Source organism: Streptomyces sp. NPDC020801, from assembly GCF_044334385.1.
Classification (GTDB): domain Bacteria; phylum Actinomycetota; class Actinomycetes; order Streptomycetales; family Streptomycetaceae; genus Streptomyces.
On the sequence record NZ_JBIRST010000008.1, the window covers coordinates 43531 to 64733 of the forward strand.

13 protein-coding genes are annotated in these 21203 nt (G+C 71.6%); 12 read left to right on the forward strand and 1 reads right to left on the reverse strand.

Features of this window, described 5'->3' with window-relative positions:
- Window positions 1–173 precede the first annotated feature (173 nt).
- From ACH4UM_RS18080 to ACH4UM_RS18125, 10 genes are all read left to right on the forward strand, one after another.
- A complete protein-coding gene (locus ACH4UM_RS18080; RefSeq protein WP_398179717.1) occupies window positions 174–2714 on the forward strand; it encodes a Pls/PosA family non-ribosomal peptide synthetase in 2541 nt (846 codons plus the stop codon).
- A gap of 14 nt (window positions 2715–2728) precedes the next feature.
- Window positions 2729–5992 carry an amino acid adenylation domain-containing protein gene (locus ACH4UM_RS18085; RefSeq protein WP_398179720.1) on the forward strand — a complete coding sequence of 1088 codons (3264 nt, stop codon included), beginning with the start codon at window positions 2729–2731 and terminating at the stop codon, window positions 5990–5992.
- Window positions 5993–6061: 69 nt separating this feature from the next.
- The gene (locus tag ACH4UM_RS18090) at window positions 6062–7066 is read left to right on the forward strand and encodes a TauD/TfdA family dioxygenase (RefSeq protein WP_398179722.1); all 1005 of its coding nucleotides are present in this window, start codon (window positions 6062–6064) and stop codon (window positions 7064–7066) included.
- Entirely contained in the window at window positions 7063–8142 is a 1080-nt protein-coding gene (gene sbnB, locus ACH4UM_RS18095) for a 2,3-diaminopropionate biosynthesis protein SbnB (RefSeq protein WP_398179725.1), read from the forward strand. Before ACH4UM_RS18090 ends, sbnB begins: the two co-directional genes overlap by 4 nt.
- Window positions 8143–8179: 37 nt before the next feature.
- The gene (sbnA, locus tag ACH4UM_RS18100; RefSeq protein WP_398179728.1) at window positions 8180–9313 is read left to right on the forward strand and encodes a 2,3-diaminopropionate biosynthesis protein SbnA; all 1134 of its coding nucleotides are present in this window, start codon (window positions 8180–8182) and stop codon (window positions 9311–9313) included.
- 546 nt (window positions 9314–9859) lie between these two features.
- Window positions 9860–12190, forward strand: a complete 2331-nt coding sequence (locus tag ACH4UM_RS18105; RefSeq protein ID WP_398179731.1) for a GH92 family glycosyl hydrolase — start codon at window positions 9860–9862, stop codon at window positions 12188–12190.
- 446 nt (window positions 12191–12636) lie between these two features.
- Window positions 12637–13491, forward strand: a complete 855-nt coding sequence (locus ACH4UM_RS18110; protein ID WP_398179734.1) for a CAP domain-containing protein — start codon at window positions 12637–12639, stop codon at window positions 13489–13491.
- A gap of 487 nt (window positions 13492–13978) precedes the next feature.
- A complete protein-coding gene (locus tag ACH4UM_RS18115) occupies window positions 13979–14317 on the forward strand; it encodes an STAS domain-containing protein (protein ID WP_398179737.1) in 339 nt (112 codons plus the stop codon).
- 281 nt (window positions 14318–14598) lie between these two features.
- Window positions 14599–15075: an Hsp20/alpha crystallin family protein gene (locus ACH4UM_RS18120; protein ID WP_398179740.1), complete on the forward strand. Its 477-nt coding sequence runs from the start codon at window positions 14599–14601 to the stop codon at window positions 15073–15075.
- 111 nt (window positions 15076–15186) lie between these two features.
- On the forward strand, window positions 15187–16290 hold the full coding sequence (locus ACH4UM_RS18125) for a hypothetical protein (protein WP_398179743.1): 1104 nt from the start codon (window positions 15187–15189) through the stop codon (window positions 16288–16290).
- A gap of 386 nt (window positions 16291–16676) precedes the next feature.
- On the opposite strand, the gene ftsH is transcribed toward ACH4UM_RS18125, so the two are convergent.
- Entirely contained in the window at window positions 16677–18590 is a 1914-nt protein-coding gene (gene ftsH, locus ACH4UM_RS18130) for an ATP-dependent zinc metalloprotease FtsH (protein ID WP_398179746.1), read from the reverse strand.
- Window positions 18591–18840: 250 nt separating this feature from the next.
- Here ftsH and ACH4UM_RS18135 point away from each other — a divergent pair, with 250 nt between their 5' ends.
- Together ACH4UM_RS18135 and ACH4UM_RS18140 are read left to right on the forward strand one after the other, a co-directional pair.
- Window positions 18841–20343 (forward strand): ATP-binding protein, encoded by a 1503-nt coding sequence (locus tag ACH4UM_RS18135; RefSeq protein WP_398179749.1) that lies wholly within the window; start codon window positions 18841–18843, stop codon window positions 20341–20343.
- A 164-nt stretch (window positions 20344–20507) separates the two neighbouring features.
- The gene (locus ACH4UM_RS18140) at window positions 20508–21191 is read left to right on the forward strand and encodes a CBS domain-containing protein (protein ID WP_398179752.1); all 684 of its coding nucleotides are present in this window, start codon (window positions 20508–20510) and stop codon (window positions 21189–21191) included.
- Window positions 21192–21203 lie beyond the last annotated feature (12 nt).

Genomic DNA, 21203 nt, shown 5'->3' on the forward strand with positions numbered 1-21203 from the left:
GGAACGGCCCGGCCCGGGCGCTCATCGCGTCCGTCGGCGCGTCCGTATCCGAGTGGCAACCCCGCGGTGATCGCACAAGACTGATCCTTGGTTTCGTGATCAGGCGAAAACGCACGGTCTCGGGGACCGGCCACCGCTGGCCGATGGTTTCTACCTTTCCTCAGGGAGCTCGCATGGTGGAGAAGTCTGCGGACATCCTGGTGCCCGGTCCGGACGAACCCGCGACCGCCCCGCGCACCGGAACCGCCCCGGCGACGACGGACACCGAGACGGAACTGGCCGGAATTCTGGCGGACGTCGTGCACGTCGAGCGGGTCGCGCCGGACAGCAACTTCTTCGACGACCTCGGGGCCAACTCCCTGGTGATGGCGCAGTTCTGCGCACGGGTGCGGAAGACACCCGGTCTGCCGTCGGTGTCCATGAAGGACATCTACCGCAACCCCACGGTGCGCACCCTGGCGCAGGCCCTCGGGCAGGCCCCGGCCGCAGCCCCGGCCGCAGCCCCGGCGGCCGGCCCGGACGTTTCGGCGCCGCCCCCGGGACACACGGCGCCACCCGCCCGCAGGTCGCCGAAGAGCACCCTTCGTTATGTGCTGTGCGGAACAGCGCAGTTGCTGGTTTTCCTCGGGTATTCGATCGTCATCGGAATGGCCACCGCCCGCGCCTACGACTGGGTCGCCGCCGGTTCGGGCCTCGTCGGTATCTATGAGCGTTCCCTCCTGTGCGGCGGCATCGGCTTCGTCGCCGTGTGCGCGTTCCCGGTGGTGGCGAAGTGGATTCTGATCGGCCGTTGGAAACCGGCGGAGTTCCCCGTGTGGGGTACGGCCTATCTGCGCTTCTGGATCGTCAAGGCACTGCTGCACGCCAATCCCATGATCCTCTTCGTCGGCAATCCGCTGTACGTCATGTACTTGCGGGCCCTCGGCGCGCGGATCGGCAAGGACGTAACGATCCTCTCCCCCTCCGTCCCGGTCTGCACCGACCTGCTCACGATCGGCGCCGGCACGGTGATCCGCAAGGACTCCTTCTTCCTCGGCTACCGGGCCCACGCCGGACACATCCAGACCGGCCGCATCACTCTCGGCCGTAACGTCTTCGTCGGCGAGAAGACCGTGCTGGACATCGACACGTCGATGGGCGACGGCGCACAACTCGGCCACGCCTCCGCCCTGTACCGGGGGCAGGAGATCCCGGCGGGCGAGCACCGGCACGGGTCACCGGCACAGCCCACGGCGATCGACTACGTGCGGGTCGGGCCGGCCCGGTGCGGCACGCTGCGCCGGGCCGGCTTCGGTCTGACCACGCTGCTCCAGCTGTTCCTGCTGTACCTGCCGCTCGTCGTCGGCGGGATGTACATGCTCTTCGCCGAGGTTCCGGCGCTCAGGGGGCGGATGACCGCGGAGACGGCCGGCACCACCGCCTGGGAGTTCCTCACCGACAGCTTGCTGGTGTCCACGGTGGTGTTCTTCGGCACGCTCGTGGTGGGCCTGGTCGCCCTGTACACGCTGCCGCGTCTGCTGAGCCTGGCCTTCGAGCCGGACCGGGTCTATCCGCTCTACGGCTTCCACTACGCCGTGCACCGGGCGGTGGCCGGCCTGACGAACATCAAGTTCTTCACCTGGCTGTTCGGCGACAGCTCCTACATCGTCCCCTATCTGCGCGGCCTCGGCTACGACCTGTCCCGGGTGGAGCAGACCGGGTCGAACTTCGGCACCGAGGTGCAGCACGAGACACCGTTCCTGGTGTCCGTGGGCAGCGGAACGATGGTGGCCGACGGGCTCTCCGTCATCAACGCGGATTTCTCCAGCACCTCGTTCCGGGTGAGCCGGGCGTCGATCGGCCCGCACAACTTCCTCGGCAACAACATCGCCTACCCGGCGGGGGCCAGGACGGGTGCCAACTGCCTGCTGGCCACCAAGGTGATGGTCCCGCTCGACGGCGAAGTCCGCCACGGGGTCGGCCTGCTGGGCTCACCGTGCTTCGAGATCCCCCGGTCGGTGGAGCGGGACACCCGGTTCGACCACCTGCGCACCGGCGACGAACTGCGCCGCAACCTCGCGGCGAAGAACCGCTACAACCTCCGCTCGATGGCGCTGTTCCTCCTGCTGCGCTGGCTGCACGCCTTCGTCCTCACCGCGTTCGCCCTCGCCTCCGTGGGCCTCTACGGCACGCTGGGGCACGTGGTGATCGGCGCCTATCTGGCGCTCACCCTCGCCTTCACCTGCCTGTACTTCGTCCTGGTGGAACGGGCCATCGCGTCGTTCCGGGCGCTGCGCCCCCGTCTGTGCTCCATCTACGACCCGTACTTCTGGTGGCACGAGCGTCTGTGGAAGGTGCCGGACAAGTACCTCAACGTCTTCAACGGCACCCCGTTCAAGAGCGTGATGTGGCGGCTCATGGGCGTGCGCATCGGACGCAGGGTCTTCGACGACGGCTGCTACATCACGGAGCGGACGCTCGCCGTCATCGGGGACGACTGCACGCTCAACGTGGGCAGCAAGCTCCAGTGCCATTCGCAGGAGGACGGCACCTTCAAGTCCGACCACACAACGCTCGGCGCCGACTGCACGCTCGGCGTCGGTGCCCATGTGCACTACGGCGTGGTCATGGGCGACGAGGCCGTGCTGGCGCCCGACTCCTTCCTCATGAAGGGCGAGGAAGTCCCCCCGAAAGCGGAATGGGGAGGAAACCCCGCCGCGCCGACGGCGAACTGAGGAAGGAGCGGTCAATGGGAGCGCTCGTAGCAGCGGACAGGGACTTCTGGGGCGATGTGCTGGCCGCCGGCGGTTTCACCGCCGTCCCCCGGTGGGCGTGCGAACCCGTGCCGGGCACGGCCGAACACGAGCTGGCGGTGCCGTCCGTGACGGTGCGGGCGGTGCGGGAGACGGCGGCGGAGCTGGGCGTGCCGGTGAGCGCGGTACTGCTGGCCGCCCACGCCAAGGTGCTGGCCGCGCTGTCGGCCGAGCAGGACGTGGTGACCGGTTATGCCGCGCGGACCGACGGCGGCCCGCTGCCCTGCCGGCTGAGCGTGGTGCCGCAGTCGTGGCGCCGGCTGGTGCTCGGCGCGCGTCGCGTCGCGGCGGACCTGCTGACACACCGCGACTTCCCCGTGGACGAACTGCGCCGGGAGATGGGACTGACCGGACCGGCGTACGAGGTGGTGTTCGATCCCGCGGACACCGAGGGCCCCCTGCCCGGCGACGCGGTGCTCCGCGTCGGCTGGAGCGACTGGAGCGGGCGGCCGGTGCTGCGGCTGCGGTACCGCACGGACGCGCTGGACGCCGGGTCCGCGGCCCGGATCGGCGGCTATCACCTGAGCGCGCTCAGACTGATCACGGGCGACACGGACGCCGAGCACACCCACGGCACCCTGCTGTCGGACGAGGAGGTGCGCGAGCAGCTCGAAGGGCTGGCCGGACCGCACCGGGAGCTGCCCGACGCACGGGCGCACGAACTCTTCGAGCAGCGGGTGCGGGCGCATCCGGAGGCGGTGGCCGCGGTGCACGGCGACCTCTCGTGGACGTACGCGGAGCTGAACGCGCGCGCCAACCGGCTGGCGCGGGCACTGCTCGCCCGCGGACTGGGCCGGGAGGACGTGGTGGCGGTGGTCACCGAACGCAACCTGGACTGGCTGGCCGCGGTGCTGGCGGTGTTCAAGGCCGGAGGCGTCTACCTGCCGATCGAGCCGCACTTCCCGGCCGGCCGGATCGCGGCCACGCTCTCCCGCGCCGGATGCCGGCTGGTGCTGACCGAACCCGGCAGCACCGGGACCCTGGACCAGGCGCTGGCCACCCTGCCGGCGCGGGTCGAGAGGCTGCTGGTCGGGGCGGCGTACGGGGAGGGGCACGCGGAGACCGACCCCCGGGTGGAGGTGACGGCCGATCAGCTGGCGTACATCTACTTCACCTCCGGCTCCACGGGCGAGCCGAAGGGCGCGATGTGCGAGCACGCGGGCATGCTCAACCATCTGTATGCCAAGATCGACGACTTGGGCATCGGCCCGGACCGGGTGGTGGCGCAGACGGCCCCGCAGTGCTTCGACATCTCGCTGTGGCAGTTGCTGGCCGCGCTGCTGATGGGTGGGCGCACCCTGCTGGTCGAGCAGGACGCGATCGTGGACGTGGAGCGGTTCGTCGACACGCTGGTCCGCGGCCGGGTCGCGGTGGCGCAGGTCGTTCCCTCCTACCTGGAGGTGGTGGTGTCCTACCTGGAACAGCGTCCCCGTCCGCTGCCGGACCTGGCCTGTGTGTCGGTGACCGGCGAGGCGCTCAAACGGGAGCTGGTCCAGCGCTGGTTCGCCATCGAACCGGGGATCAAGCTGGTCAACGCCTATGGACTGACCGAGACTTCCGACGACACCAACCACGAGGTCATGACCGCGGTGCCGGACCGGGTGCTGCTGGGGCGCCCGGTGGGCAACGTACGGGTGTACGTCGTCGACGAGCAGCTGTCGCTGGTGCCACTGGGCGCCCCGGGCCTGATCGCCTTCTCCGGGGTGTGCGTGGGGCGCGGGTACGTCAACGATCCCGAACGGACCCGTGAGGCCTACCGGGAGGATCCGTACCGGCCTGGTGAGCGGCTGTACCTGGGCGGCGACTGGGGACGCTGGCATCCGGGCGGCGAGCTGGAGTTCCTCGGCCGCCGGGACAGCCAGGTCAAGATCCGCGGCTTCCGGATCGAGATCGGCGAGATCGAGAACACCCTGCTGAGGGTGCCGGGCGTACGGGACGGGGCGGTCGTCGTAGCCGAACTCGCCGGCCGCAGCGCGCATCTGATCGCCTTCTATTCCGGCCGGCGCCTGGACGCGCAGGAGTTGCGGCAGGCACTGGGTGCCGCACTCCCCGCGTACATGGTCCCGACCGCCTTCCACTGGCACGAGAGTCTGCCACTGACCGGCAACGGCAAGATCGACCGCAAGGCCCTGACCGCGCTGGCCGAGCAGGCCGCACCGGCCGCCGGCCCGGACGGCACCGGGCAGCACGACGACGCTCCGTGCACCCCGACCGAGCGGCGGCTGGCGACCGCCTGGGCCGAACTGCTGGGCCTGCCCCGGGAGTCGATCGGCCGGCGGGACCACTTCTTCGACTCCGGCGGTACCTCGCTGTCGGCGGTGAAGCTCACCATCGCCCTGGACCGCGCGGTGTCCCTGAAGGACATCACCCGCCACCCGGTGCTCGCCGACCTCGCCGCGCTCCTCGACGGCGCCCGGCGGCAGCACCCGGAACTGCTCCAGCCGCTGGTGGCGGACGGCACGCCGGAGTGCGCTCTGGTGTGCTTCCCCTACGCGGGCGGCAACGCGGTCAACTTCCGCCCGATGGCGAGCGCACTGGCGGACAGCGGGCTCGCGGTGTACGCGGTCGACCTGCCCGGTCACGACCTGGCCGCCGGGGAGGAGCCGTTCGCGCCGATGGCGACGGTGGTGGAGCAGGTGGTCGCCGAGATCGCCGGGTGCGGCCCGAAGAGGGTCATGCTGTGGGGCCACTCCTCCGGTGCCGCGCCGGCCGTGGAGACGGCGAGAAGGCTGCAGGAGCGCGGGACCGACGTGGTGCGGGTGTTCCTCGGCGCCCAGCTGCTCGGCACGGCGGCCGAACGGCTCGCCGCCGTCACCGAGTTGACGCAGCGGAGCAACGCCGAGATCGCCGCCGGGCTGAGCGCGGACAGCGGCTACACCGAGCTCGGCGAACTGAACGCGCGGCACGCCGAACACATCGGGGCCGCCTACCGGCACGACTGCGTCTGCGCCCACCGCTACTTCGCCGACGCCCTGCGGACGCCGCCGACGGTGAAGCTGACCGCGCCGGTCACCGTTGTCGTCGCCGACGACGACCCGCACACCACGGGATTCCGCGACCGCCACCGCGACTGGCGGCTGCTGGCCGAGCAGGTGGACCTGCACGAACTCCCCGACGGCGGCCACTACTTCCTGCGCACCCGGCCGGCCGAGGCGGCGCAGGCCGTACTGGGCGCGGCCGAACTGCTGGCCTCCTCCTGAACACTCCGTTCCCCGAACACCCCGGAGCTCCTGAGCCTCCCTTGGTGTGACGAACGAAAGGAAACCGAGATGTCGTTCTCGTCCCCGGCGTCGCTGCTGGAGGTGGAGCTGCGGCCGGACAGGCCGCCGGTCCTGCATGTCGACACCCCCGTCGACGTGGCCAGGTGGGCGGCCGAGTACCGCGAGGCACTGCGCGCGCAGGTCACCGAGCACGGCGCACTGCTCGTACGCGGCCTCGGGCTGCGGGATCCGGACCAGGTGGGTTCGGTCTTCGCCCAACTGGCCTCCACCCTCATGACGGAGCGGGAGGCCTTCGCCCCCCGCGAACTCCACGGCCCGAAGCTGTACTCCTCCACCGCCTGGCCGGCCAACCAGCCCATGTGCATGCATCACGAGCTGAGTTACGCGCTGGAGGTGCCCGGACTGATGCTCTTCGCGTGCCTGACCGCGCCCGCCCAGGGCGGGGCGACCGCGGTGGCCGACGCGGAAGAGGTGCTCCGGGCGCTGCCCGCCGAGCTGACCGAGCGGTTCGAGCGTGAGGGCTGGCTGCTCACCCGCAGCTACAACGACGAGATCGGGGCCTCCCTGGAGGAGTCCTTCGGCACCGACGACCGCGAGACCGTCGAGAACTACTGCCGCGCCCACGCCATCGACTTCGCCTGGCAGCCCGACGGCTCACTGCGCACCCGGCAGCGCCGCATCGCCGTGGTACGGCACCCGGTCAGCGGCCGCCGGTGCTGGTTCAACCAGATCGCGTTCCTCAACCAGTGGACGCTGGCGCCGGAGGTGCGCGAGTACCTGGTGGACGAGTACGGCCCGGACGGACTGCCGTTCAACACCCGTTACGGGGACGGCACCGAGATCGGCGCGGACGTTGTCGAGCTGCTCAACGCCACCTACGAGGAGCACACCCGGCGCGAGCCCTGGCAGTCCGGCGATCTGATGCTGGTCGACAACATCCGTACCGCGCACAGCCGGGAGGCCTTCACCGGTGAGCGTCAGGTGCTGGTCGCCATGGCCGAGCCGCAGCGCCCGGACTCGGGCGGCACCACCCCGAAGGGAAAGCAGCGATGACCTCTGTGCCGTCCCCCGCCACCCGCACGGCCGCCGCACGGCCGGCCCCGGTGCCCACCTTCGCGGTGATCCCCGGCGCCCAGGTCCGGCAGGCGCTCGAAGGGCGCGAGAAGGAACTCGCCGAACTGGTCGAGGCCACCTACCGGTTGCACGGTGCCGGGCAGACGGTGAACCCGCCGTCGTACTTCCTGCGCTTCCCCGACCGGCCCAGCTCCCGGATCATCGCCCTGCCGGCCTCCGTCGGCGGACCGGCGGGCGTGGACGGCCTGAAGTGGATCTCCAGCTTCCCCGAGAACGTGGCGGACGGTCTCCCCCGCGCCTCCGCGGTCCTCATCCTCAACGACCACGACACCGGCTACCCGTTCGCCTGCCTGGAAAGCTCCATCATCAGCGCCACCAGGACCGCGGCGTCCGCCGCGCTCGCCGCGGACTGGCTCACCCGCACCCGGACCCGGCCGGCCCGCGTCGGGTTCTTCGGCACCGGTCTGATCGCCCGTTACATCCACACGTTCCTGGCCGGCACCGGCTGGAGCTTCGACACCGTCGGGGTGTACGACGTCTCCGCCGACAGCGCCAACGGGTTCTGCGGCTATCTGCGGCAGGCCGACGCCGCCGGACCCACCGGCACCGTCACCGTCCACGACAGCCCCGAGGAGCTGATCCGCTCCAGCGACCTGGTGGTCTTCGCGACCGTCGCCGGCCGGCCGCACGTCACCGATCCGGCCTGGTTCGCCCACCGTCCCGTGGTCCTGCACGTGTCGCTGCGCGACCTGGCTCCCGAGATCCTGCTCGGCTCGGCCAACTTCGTCGACGACGTCGAGCACTGCCTGAAGGCCGACACCTCCCCCCACCTGGCCGAGCAGCTCACCGGCAACCGCGACTTCCTGGACGGCACCCTCGACGACGTGATGACGGGCCGGGTGGATCCGCCGGCCGACCGGACGGTGATCTTCTCACCCTTCGGCCTGGGAGTCCTCGACCTCGCCGTCGGCCGTTACGTCCACGACGAGGTGGTCCGGGCCGGAAACCTGCGCGTGATCGACGACTTCTTCCACGAGCTGCGCCGGTACGGCTGATCATCCCTTCCCCCGGCCCAGGCACCAGGAGGCCACCGTGCCCGTCATCTCCACTCCCCACGCCTTCAACGAAGGTCAGCTCTACGTCGACCTGAAGTCGATCTTCGGACGCTCGCTCTACCTGAAGTGCGAAGGCTTCAACTTCGCCGGCTCGATCAAGTTAAAGGCCGCGATAGAGATGGTGGAGGCCGCGGAGCGGGACGGTCTCCTGAGCCCCGACTCGGTCCTGATCGAATCCTCGTCCGGCAACCTGGGTGTGGCGCTGAGCATGATCGCCGCCAGCAAGGGCTACCGGTTCCTGTGCGTGACCGACTCCCGCTGCAACCTGTCGACCAGGCTGCTGATGGAGGCGCTGGGCAGCGAGGTGCACATCATCGCCGACCTGGACGCCAACGGCGGCTTCCTCGGCGCGCGGATCGACTACGTCCGCGCGCTGTGCGCCTCCGACGACCGGTACGTCTGGCTCAGCCAGTACACCAACCCGGGCAACTGGGGGGCGCACTACCGGCGGACGGCGCCCGAGATCGCCCACCAGTTCCCGCACCTCGACGTGCTGTTCATCGGCGCGGGCACCACCGGGACCCTGATGGGCTGCGCACGCTGGTTCCGCGAGTGGCACCGGCCGGTGCGGATCGTCGCGGTGGACACCGTCGGTTCGGTGGCCTTCGGCGGCGAGCCGGGCCGCCGGATGATCCCGGGCCTGGGCATGAGCATGCGCCCGCCGCTGCTCGACGAGTCCTACGTCGACGAGGTGGTCCGGGTCGAGGAGGCGGACACCATCCGCGCCTGCCACCGGCTGGCCCGGCGCGGCTTCCTGTTCGGCGGCTCCACCGGGACGGTGGTCAGCGGCGCGATGGAGTGGCTGGCCCGGCACGAGGCGGCCGGCCTGACCGCCGTGGCCATCGCACCGGACCTCGGCGAGCGCTACCTCGACACGATCTACCAGACCACCTGGCTGCAGGACCTGTACGGCGACGGCATCCTCGGCTCCGGGCAGGACTCCGCCTCCGCTTCGGACGCCGGCCGCGGCTCCGACGCCGACGCCGACGCCGACGCCGGCTCCGGCTCCGGCTCCGGCTCCGGCTCCGGCTCCGGCTCCGAGGAAGTGACCGCGGGCTCCCGGGGCGCCGAGCGGATGCCGCGGACCTCGGGCCACCGCCGGAAGACATAACCCCGGCCGGACAGGGCGGGACGGACGTGAAGGCGGCACATCGGCCGTCGGCTCCGCTCGCCTTCCTTCCCAAGTGACTTCGCGACGGCCCCCGGACGAGTGCGACCGGGGGCAGTCGTGTGTGTTCCGGGTGTTGTGAACTGCCGTCGGCGGTGAGGATCCGGCCGGCCATCGCGCCACCTTGGCGGCGAGGGGGGCCATGACGGCGGCACCGGCACGGCCGAAGTCCTCGGCGCCGACGGCCTGTTCCTCGGCGACGGACGTCTGCTCCGGACGGCGCCCGACTGCCGGAGGTGGACGGCCTCCAGCGGGGTGCCGGTGTCGCGGGCGAGCCGTGTCACGGTGCCCACGATCACGGCGCCCTTGTCGAAGGGGCCCGCACGGCGGCGGTTCCGGCGGGGCGCCGACACCGCTCGTTGCCCGGACGCCGGGGGGAGCGCCGGGGGGCCGGGTTGCGCAGACTCTTGACGAGTACACGTACACCCCGAAGAATGAGCGCGGCTCTTTGACAACGTTGTCCAGGTCTTTGGGGAGGGGCTGTCGCCCATGAGATGGACTCGGCTGATACGGGCTGGGGGCACGGCGGTCGCGGCGGTTGCGCTCCTCGGCGCCGCCCTCACCGCTCCCACGGCGGCCCGGGCGGCGACCGCGAGGGACGGCCGGCTCACCGATCTCGTCAACCCGTTCATCGGCACCGAGAACGAAGGCAACACCTACCCCGGCGCGGCCGTGCCCTTCGGCATGGTGCAGTTCTCGCCGGACACCGGGCACAACACCGGTTACGACTACTCCCAGAACCACATCCGGGGCTTCTCCCTCGTCCATCTCTCCGGCGTCGGCTGCGGCCTGGGCGGCGACCTGCCGGTGCTGCCGACCACCGGCGACGTCACCGAGACGGACTACGGCAAGTACCAGGCCGAGTTCAGCCACGACACGGAGACGGCGAGCCCCGGCTACTACAGGGTCGGTCTCAAGACCGGCATCGAGGCCGAACTGACCGCCACCGCGCGCACCGGCGTCCAGCGCTACACCTTCCCCGCCACCGACAAGGCCGACGTTCTGCTCAACGCGGGCCAGTCACTGCACCGGACGGTGTCCACCGAGGTCGAGGTGCTCGACAACCGGACCGTGCGCACCGCGATCACCGGCAGCGGCTTCTGCCAGGACACCAAGCCGTACACCGTCTACACGATCACCCGCTTCGACCGCCCGTTCACCGCCTACGGCACCTGGAACGGCTCCACGGTCACCGACGGTTCCAGGACCGGCCGGGACGGCGCCTACGTCCGCTTCGACACGACCGGGGACCGGACCGTCGAGGCGACGACGGCGCTTTCTTACGTCGACGCCCACGGCGCGGCCGTGAACCTCCGCACCGAGGGCGGCCGTTCCTTCGACCAGGTGCGCGACGCCGCACGGCGCGCCTGGGAGGACCGGCTCGGCGACGTCCGCGCGCAGGGCGGCAGCGACACTCTGCGCCGCACCTTCTACTCGTCCCTGTACCGGTCCTTCCTCGCACCCAACATCGGCAGCGACGCCGACGGCCGGTACACCGGCTGGGACCGGAGGATCCACCGCGCACGGGGCTTCACCTACTACCAGAACTGGTCGCTGTGGGACACCTACCGCACCCAGTCCCAGCTCCTGTCGCTGCTGGCGCCGCGTGAGGCCCGGGACATGGCGATCTCCGTCATCAGGATCGACGAGGAGAGCGGCTGGCTGCCCAAGTGGGGCTACGGCACGGTCGAGACGAACATCATGACGGGCGATCCGGTCACCCCGTTCCTCACCAACGCCTACCAGCAGGGCCTGCTCAAGGGCTACGAGGAGCGGGCCTATCGCGCGCTGAGGAAGAACGCCGACTCGGTGCCGCCCGCCGACTCGCCGGCCGTGGGCCGCGAGGCCGACAAGGAGTACATCGCGGACGGCTTCGCGCCGTACGTCAAGGGCCGCCCGCACGCGAAGCCCGGTGACTCCGACTACGACCACGGTGCGTCCGCGACGCTGGAGTACGCCCTGTCGGACGCGGTGCTCGCCGAGATGGCCCGCGATCTCGGCCACGACGCCGACGCGGCGCGCTATGCCGCGCGGGCCCAGAACTACCGGAAGATCTTCGACGCTTCGACCGGCTTCTTCCGCGCGCGCGATGCCTCCGGCGCCTTCACCGGCCCGGCGGACCCCGCCCGGAGCGAGGGATTCCACGAGGGCACGGCCTGGCAGTACCAGTGGCTCGTGCCGCAGGACCTGCCGGGCCTGGTCGGCCTGATCGGCGGCAAGCAGGCGGCCAACGACCGGCTGGACTCCTTCTTCGCCTACGACCGGCTGGTGAAGGACCCCGCGAAGACCGCCCGCGAGGTGTGGGTGAACGGCCCGTACGACTACTACAACGCGGACAAGTACAACCCGCAGAACGAGCCCGATCTCATCGCCCCGTACACCTACCTCTCGACCGGCCGGCCGTGGAAGACCACCGACGTGGTGCACGCCGCGCTGACCCTCTTCACGGACACCCCGACCGGCATGACCGGCAACGACGACCTCGGCACCATGTCCGCCTGGAACGTGCTGTCGTCGATCGGCATCTTCCCGGTGCAGCCCGGCTACGACACCTGGGGCCTGTCCACGCCCGTCTTCGACCGCGTCGACCTGCGGCTGGACCGCCGCTACTACCCGCGCGGCGCGCTCACGGTGACGGCGCCCGGCACCTCGGACGCCCGCCGCTACATCCAGTCGGCGCGGCTCGACGGCTCCCCCTACGACCGCACGTATCTCACGACGGACGCGCTGCGGAACGCGCGCTCGCTCGGGTTCGCGGTCGGCACCGAGCCGTCCGCCTGGGGAACGAGCGCCGAGGCCGGCCCGCCCGCTCTGAACTGACACCGGCCCGCCGGCCGGGGAACCGAGCACACCGCTCCCCCGGCCGGTGACATCCCTCACACGGACTTTCGGATCTGGTCGGGCCGGATAGTAGGAAGCCCCCTGGGCGACATGGGGGATTTATCCCTCTTGAAACAGACGCTCTTCGCATCACACCCAACGGAGTTCCGCCCGCGCGCCGCATTCCCCGTTCCGGGCGCGTTCCAAGCAAAGGTGACGAGGCGACAGAACCGCTCGAAGGCCGGGGAGGCCGGACCAGCACGCCTCCACTCCCCTGACAAGGGCCCTGCGGACCTACGAAGCGAGGTAGTGGTGGAGCCCGTTGCGTTCCCGGCGAAGCCATCCTGAAAATGGCGGCCCGCAGGACATCGCCGCAGTTCAGGAGCAGTGTCCACGCAAAGCCAGCCGCACAGGAAGCGCTCGGCGACTACCGGGTGAGGTCACGCATGGGGAAGCACCGCAAGAAGCAGCACCGGCGGATCGCCGTCGCCGCCCTGGCCATCGGCGCCGTGGGCATACCGTCCGTCGCCATGGCCTGCACCGACTGGCCCGACAGCGGACGGAGCCAGTTCCACGGCGCACAGCAGAACGCGGCCAGGAAGTGGCGGCACGACACCGACCCGCACCGCGGTCGCACCGGCGACTGGAACTCCGGCTGGAATTCGAGCTGGAACCGCGACGAGGACAGGCCTGCCAGGCCGGCGGCTTCGAAGACTCCGGCCCCCTCTGCGAGCGCTCCGAGGACCGCCGCACCGAGGCACACCGCACCGGAGCCCAGGAGCACCGCGCCCGCGAGCACCGCGACCACCACGGCTGCACGGCCCCGGACCACGCCGCCTCCCAGCCCCCCGAAGGCCACCGTCCCCGCCTCTGCTTCGGCCACTCCCCCGGCGCCGAGTGCCCCGACGGCCACCGCCACGGCGTCCGGGACCACGGCCCGGATCGTGGAACTCGTCAACGCCGAGCGCGCCCAGGCCGGTTGCTCGCCCCTGACCCTCAATGCGACCCTGACGAAGGTCGCACAGGCCCACAGCGAGGACATGGCGGCCCACCAGAACATGTCCCACTCGGGGTCCGACGGATCCTCCCCGGGCGACCGGATCACGCGGGCCGGCTACCTGTGGAGCACCTACGGCGAGAACGTCGCCTACGGTTACGCCACCCCCGAGCAGGTCATGGCGGCCTGGATGGCCAGCCCAGGCCACAAGGCCAACATCCTCAACTGCGCGTTCAAGGAGATCGGCGTGGGCCTCGCCCAGCCCAACGCCTACTGGACCCAGGACTTCGCGACCACCCAGTAGCCGAGGGGGGCGGACGACGCGGCACTCTGCCGCCCCGGTGCCACCCGCGGCCGACCGCGGTGCCGTCCGGCGCGTTCTCGTCCCGTGCCTCGTCCGTCCGGCGCGGCCGGCGGCCGCGCCGGACGTCGCACAGGCCGCCGGTCCCGGCGACCACCACAGCGGGCATCACGCCGGTCACGTCCGACGGCCCCTTTCGGTCCGCAGCCACCGATGACCGCGCGGCGCACCGCCACCCGCACCCCGGCGCGGGCCCGGCTCCGGCTCCGGCTCCGGCTCCGGCTCCGGCTCCGGCTCCGGCTCCGGCTCCGGCTCCGGCTCCGGCTAGGGGTACGGGCGGATGGCCCCGGGGGGGGGATCGGCACCGGGGGCTGCTGACCGCCGTCGAAGGACTGTCCACCGCCGTGAGCCGGCGGGACGGGCCTCTCACCTCTGTTCGCGCGAAGATGGAGGCACCGCGCAAGTCCATCGTGTCGCGGAGGAGGTCGCCATGACATCCGGACCCCACCCAGTCCCCCGTCACTCGATGACCGTGGCCGTCGACGCCGACGGCGGCCGGGCACGGCTGACCTTCCCCGAGGCCGTCGACGCCGCGGCCCTGCGTGAGCTGGAGGAACGACTCGCCGAGCCCCCGCTGAGCGGGGCCGACGAGTGGGTTCTCGACATGAGCGCCGTCACCCGCATCGACCTCGCGTCCGCCTACGCCCTTCTCCGTGCGGCGACGCAACGGCCGAACATCGTGAAGGTCACCATCCGGGGGGCGCCGCGGACCGTGCAGCGGACGCTGCGCCAGGCCGGGCTGGATGCGGTCGCCTCGATCCAGGAGTGACATCCCGGCCGCGCCGGAAGGCGCTCGGTCCAGGTGCATCCGCCGGCACAGCTCAGGTCCTCTCACGCTCACCGGTGCGGTCCCCGGATGCCGGGGGGGCGGCCAGGAAGTGATGGTGACGGGCCGTCACTGCCGTGTGGCGGTCCGGCAGTCCGGCGTACCTGCTGCCCGGGGCGTCCTGTGGGTCCGGTGCCGGGCTGCTGAGCGGAGTCGCCCGGCCGGTGCGGGGCATGCACTATGGAAAGAGACCCGCATGCCACTCCTCGCGGAGGTGAACCGCGATGAACCAGCCTGTACGACACCGGCCAGGCAGCCTATTGGAGAGGGCGTTCCCCGCCGCCGGCCGGGGTGAACCGCTCGCGGCCGAGTTCGACCAGTTGCTGGAGCGCATGAACCGGCTGCTGGAAAGCGCTGCCACCGCTCCGGCCGCACTGGCCTGGTCACCGGCGGCCGACCTGCGGGAGACCGATGACGCCTACGTCGTCGAGGCGGAACTGCCCGGAGTCGAGCGAGACGACGTCGACGTCGAGATCAGCGGGCGGGAAGTGCGCATCACGGGGGACTACAAGGAACGTGAGCGTGCAGGCGTACTGCGCCGCAGCACTCGTCGCACGGGGCACTTCGAGTACCACGCCCTCCTTCCCGCCGATCTCAAGGCCGAGAAGGTCAACGCGACCCTCAGCGAGGGTGTACTGACCGTCACGGTACCCAAGGCACAGGCCGCCAAGCCGCGCCACATCGAGATCACCGGCTCCTGACGTGCGGCGGTGGTGCCGCCCCCGCACGGCAGCGGGGGAGCGACCGTGGGCACCGCTCTCCCGCCGGCCGCCGTTCGACGGCCGCCGCGTGGCAGGCCCTCGGAAGTGACCATGAGACTCTCCTTTCTCGAACCTCTGTACAAGCAGTCCGGTCCCTTCGCGTCGGTGTACCTGGACACCTCCCGCGACAGTGCCGTCGAGGATCCCGACGCCGCCATAGAACTGCGGTGGCGGCATCTGCGGGACGCCCTCAGGTCCGAGGGAGCGGATCAGGGCTCCATCACCGCCGCGGCCGGGATGGTGGGCGGCGACGCGGACGTCCCGGGCGCGCACGGGCAGGCGGTGTTCACCGCCCATGGCCGGCCGGCGCTGCTCGACGAGCTGCCCGCTCCGCCCGCGCGGGACACCGCGCATTTCGGAACGCTGCCGGACACCATGCCGCTGATCGTCCAGCGCGCCCCGGGTATTCCGTACCTGGCCGTGCACGTCCGGTACGGCGGCCGCCACTCCACGGACGCCGTCGGAACCGTCCGCATCGACGCCGAGGCCGGCACATGGCCCCTGACCAGGGTCGCACCGGGGCTCCGTCTGCACGAGGAGGTCCCGGTGGCCGACTGGCCGCACGCCGCCGAAGTGATCGGCCGGGAGCTGGAGGGCTACGCCCGGCGCGTCAGCGGCGAAGCGGTGGTCGTCGCGGGTGACACCTGGGCACGCGGCATCCTGGTCAACCGGCTTCCCGCCGCGCTGCGCGGACAGGTCACCACGGTGGAGGGCGCGGACCAGCCCGTGGCGGGGCGGGCGCTGCTGGAGCGACGGCTCGAAAGCCACTTCAGCGGACGTATGGCCGCGCACGACCGGCAGCTGCTGGATGCCTTCCTGGCGCAGCGGGCACGCGAGGGAGCGTCTGCCGAGGGGCTTGCCGCCGGTGTGTCTGAGCTGCAGCGCGGCCGGGTCAAGGCCCTGTTCCTCAACGACCACCCCGAGTCGGGGCTGCGCCTGTGGGTCGGGCCGGAACCGGGCCAACTCGCCCTCACCGAAGAGGAACTGCGCTCCTACGGCGTACAGGACGTGCGCGAGGAGCGCGCCGACGCGGCGCTGACCCGCGCTCTGGTGGGCACGAGGGCCGAACTGGTCGTGGTGCCCGAGGAGCGGCTGCGGCTGCGCGAGGGGATGGGCGTACTGCTGCGCTACGCCGACCGCGAATCCGGGGCGTGACTCGCTCGCCGAGCCGGCGGGCGGCGGTGTACCAGGACCGGGTCAGCGCTCCGCGGGCCAGGGCCGGGGCCAGGTCCTGCGTCCGATCGCCGTCGAGGAGCAGTGGTGCACCGACGTGCGCGTACAGCCTCGGGCGGCGCAGTGGGGCGGTGAGCAGCCTGGCCACCCGTACCCCCGGGCTGCCCGATGCCAGTACCCGGGCACCTGCCTGCCCGACAGGTACGGCTTCGGCGGCCGGCCGAACACGGGCACCACGACGCCTGCGAGGCGGCTGAGCACGACCTCACTCCCCGTGTGGTGACAACACGACGTCACTCCCCGTGTGGTGACAACCGGTGGTGACCCTTGCCGCCGCGGCCGGGTGATTCCCCGGGGCGACGGGATGTTCACATCGCCGCCTCGTCCGACGTGGCGCAGTGGCCCGCGTCGGGTCGCGCCTTGCGGTGGAGTACCTCCTGGACCACGGAGCCGTCGACGGTCTCGCGGACGCCGAGCAGTTCGGCGAGGGCGTCCAGTTCCTCCCGGTGCTCGCGCAGCAGAGCCACCGCGCGTTCCTCCGCCTGCCGCACCAGGCGGGCCGTCTCCTCGTCGACGATGCGCTGCGTCTGCTCCGAGTAGGGCCGCCGCCCCATGTCTTCGGAGCTCTCGCCGCCGAAGTACTGGAGGGCTCCGGAACCGTATCCGACGGGGCCCAGAGCCGGTGACAGGCCGAATTCACGGACCATGCGGCCGGCGATCTGGGTCGCGCCGGCCAGATCGTCGGCGGCACCGGTCGAGCCCTCGCCGAAGACGACCAGCTCGGCGGCCCGGCCGCCGAGCCGCACGGTGAGCAGGTCGGTCAGGTAGTTCTCGCGGTACAGGTGCCTTTCGGCCTCCGGGAGTTGCTCGGTGGCGCCCAGCGTGGGCCCGGAGGGGAGGATGGTGACCTTGGCGACCGGGTCGGCGTGCTCGCACAGAGCCGCCGTGAGCGCGTGTCCGGATTCGTGCACGGCGACGGAGTGCCGTTCCTCGGGAAGCAGGGCATTGCTGGACTCCCGCCGCCCGAGCAGGAGCCGGTCGCGGGCATCGTCGAGGTCCTCGGCGTCGATGACGGCGCCGCCGCCCCGGACGGCGTTGATGGCCGCCTCGTTGACCAGGTTGGCCAGGTCCGCGCCGGAGAAACCCGGCGTGGCCCGTGCGACGGTGTTCCAGTCGACGTCCGGTGCCAGGGTCTTGCCGCGGGCGTGGACGGCCAGGATCGCCGCCCGCTCGGTCTGGGTGGGCAGCGGCACGGTCACATGCCGGTCGAAGCGGCCCGGGCGCAGCAGGGCCGGGTCGAGGGTCTCGGGCCGGTTGGTCGCGGCCAGCACCACGATGCCGCTGGCCTGATCAAAACCGTCCATTTCGGCAAGGAGCTGGTTGAGGGTCTGCTCGCGCTCGTCGTTGCCGCCCATCCGGGCGGTCCCGCCGCGACGGCTGCCCACGGCGTCGATCTCATCGATGAAGATGATCGAGGGAGCCCGCTTGCGTGCCTCGGCGAACAGGTCGCGTACCCGGGAGGCGCCCACTCCGACGAACATCTCCACGAACGCCGAGCCGGTCACCGACAGGAAGGGCACCTCCGCCTCCCCGGCCACCGCGCGGGCGATGAGGGTCTTGCCGGTGCCCGGCGGCCCCACCATGATCACGCCACGTGGTCCCTTGGCCCCCGCGACCGCGTAGCGCTGCGGGTTGCGCAGGAAATCGACGATCTCGCTGATCTCCTGCTTGACCCCCTCGTAGCCCGCGACGTCCTCGAAGCGAGTGGTCGGGCGCTCGGCCTCGATGATCTTGGCCCGGGACCGCCCGATCGCGCTGAGCCCCCCGGTCAGTGTCCGTGCTGCCTGGCGGCGGGCCCACACGAACAGGGCGACGATGATCAGCAGCGGCAGGAACAGCACCAGCAGTGTCCCGAGCGGGCTGCCGCTGCTGCTCCGGGAGGCGGTGATCTCCACGTTCTTGGCGAGGAGCTGCCGCTCCAGGCCGCTGTTCCCCAGGGCTGTGGGTATCCGCGTGGTGAACTTCGTACCGTTGCTGAGGGTCCCCTTGACGGTGCCCTTGTCGTCGATGTCGACCATCTTGACCTGACCGCCGCCGACTTTGCCGACGAAGTCGCTGTACGACAGCGATGTGCCCTGGTGGGACGGCGTTCGGGTGAGTACCACGAGGAGCAGGGCCAACGTGGCGACGGGCAGCAGCCAGCGCCCCCAGGAGGGCGGCGGTGACGGTTCCGGCGGTTTGGCGGGCTCACGGGGCGGCCCTGACCTGACCGAGCGTGACATGTGCAGAGACGAGCCGCCGTCGCCGGCCCGGCCTCCGCACACCGACATCATCGGCTTCCCTCCGTATTCGCCACCGGCCCGCCTCCGCCCTTCCAGTAGACATCCCGGTCACCGGCTCTGCGCGCCGGCCGGTGCACCACGAAAGGCGGAGCGCGGGAGGGCACGCCTGCGTGCCCGGTCCCGACGGGAGCCGCGATGTCGCGACGCCCGGCTTTCGACGTTGTACTGGAGGCAGGAGCGCTGCCGAGCGATGGGAGCAGCCGTGTCGCCGTCCGACGTTTCCCGCCTGTCCAAGCCCGAGACGGTCTTCGACCGCGACGCCGAGTGGGAAGCGCTCGGCGCGTTCGCGCGTGACACCCGCCCCGGAGCCGGACTCGGTGTCGTGACCGGACGGCTGCGGCAGGGCAAGACGTTCCTCCTCAAGGCCCTCACCGCGGCCCTGGGAGGCTTCTACTTCGGGGCGCAGCAGGCGGCGCAGGCCGAGTCCCTGCGCAGGCTCGCCGACGAGCTCGCCCAGTACACGGGGACAGCGCCGGCGGCTCCCTGGCGGGGTTGGGAGGACGCCGTCGACGCCCTGCTCGCGCTGGGCGACCGGGAGCCCGTGCTGGTCGTCGTCGACGACTTCCCCGACCTCGTACGGCAGAGCCCCGCGTTGCCCTCCCTCATCCACAGCGCCTGCCGGCGCCTGCGCGAGACGGGGCGGGACAACCATCTGCGCCTGCTGCTGAGCGGCAGCTCGCTGCCGGTGATGCACCGGCTGTTCAGCGCCGCCTCACCACTGCACGAACTGGCCGGCCTGGAACTCGATCTCCGCCCCCTGGACTTCCGGCAGGCGGCACGGTTCTGGGGCATCGACGACCCGCACCTCGCCCTGTCGGTGCACGCCGTCGTGGGCGGCACCCCCGCCTACCGGCGCTATGCCGGAGACCACGCCCCGAGCGGGCCGGACGACTTCGACGCCTGGGTGTGCAGGACCGTCCTCAACCCCGGGACCCCGCTGTTCCTGGAGGCACATCAGCTGTTGCAGGAGGAAACCGACCACTGGGACCGCGCCCTGTGCCACTCCGCGCTCGCCGCCATCGCCTCGGGCTGCCCGACACCCGGTGCGATCGCCCAGCGCCTCGGCGCTCCGCTCACCGAAGCCTCGCACTGCCTCGCCCTCCTCCAGGAGAACGGTCTGCTGCACGGTGAGCCCGACGCCTTCCGGCCGAGCGTGACGCGGCTGCGTATCGCCGAGCCGTTGCTGGCCTTCGAACACGCCGCTGTCTGGCCCAGCCGCTCGGCGCTGGAGCAGCAGAACACCTGCGAAGTCTGGCGGCGCGTACGGCCGGTCTTCGACTCCGCCGTGGCAGGCCCTCATTTCGCCCAGGTCTGCCGGGACTGGGTCACGGACTTCGCCGACCCGGACGTCTTCGGTGCACCCCCTGCGACGGCGGCCCATGGCTCGCTTCCCGACCCGGAACACCGTGCCGGTCCGGACACGGAAGCGGAGGTCGTCGTCCGCGGCCGGGCCCGCGCCGGTCCCGGGCCCGTGCTGTCGGTGGGCCTGGCGCGCTGGGAGGAGGTCATGGACCTGCACCACCTGCAACAGCTGCGTCATCTCCTCGCCCTGCTCGCCGCGCGCGGCGAGGACGTCACGGGGGCCCGGCCCGCCTGCTACAGCGGCGGCGGCTTCACGCCCGCGCTCCACGCGGCCGAGGCGGACGGAGACGTGCTGCTCGTCGGCCTCGACCGGCTGTACCGGGGCCGGTAGTCCGCCCGCGCGGCGGCTCGGGGGCGGTGGTGAAAGGGGACGAGGACCGCGGCGTCGTACGGCCCACCCGGCGCGCCCGCGCCGTGGACGGTGCGGGTGCCGGTCGGAGGGCGGACAGTGGAGAGGGGACCTGTGCCGGGGGCGCCCGAGCAAGGAGCGGTGACATGCTGCATCGGATGGTCGGCGACCTCATGACCTCGGCCGTCGTGAGTGTGCGGCGGGACACGGGCTTCAAGGACATCGCCCAGCACCTCACCGAACACGGCATCTCGGCGGTACCGGTCGTCGACGGCCAAGGCCGCCCCGTCGGCGTGGTCTCGGAGGCGGACCTGCTGCGCACCCAGGAGACCCAGTCGGATCCGGGCAGCCACCTCACCGCCACACACCTGCTTCCCGCGGAACGCGCCAAGGCCGGTGCGCCGGCCGCCGAGGGGCTGATGACCAGCCCGGCGGTCACGGCACGGCCGCAGTGGTCGATCGTGGAGGCGGCCCGTGCCATGGCGCACCACCACGTCAAACGGCTCCCCGTGGTGGACGATGCCGGCCGGCTGGTGGGCATCGTCAGTCGTGGCGACCTGCTCGGCGTCTTCCTGCGCCGGGACCCGGAGATCCGTGCGGAGATCACCACGGACGTCCTGAGCCGGACGCTCGGCCTGAGTCCGGGCGCGGTCACCGTCCAGGTCGCCGACGGACGGGTGACCCTCAGCGGCACCGTGCCTCGCGGCAGCCTCATCCCCCTCGCGGTACGCCTGAGCGAGAGCGTCGACGGCGTCGTCGGCGTGACGAATCGCCTGCGTGCCGAGAACGACGCCCCGAACGACGCCCCGAGCGGCGCTCCGCGGCGGTGACGCGCGTCCGTG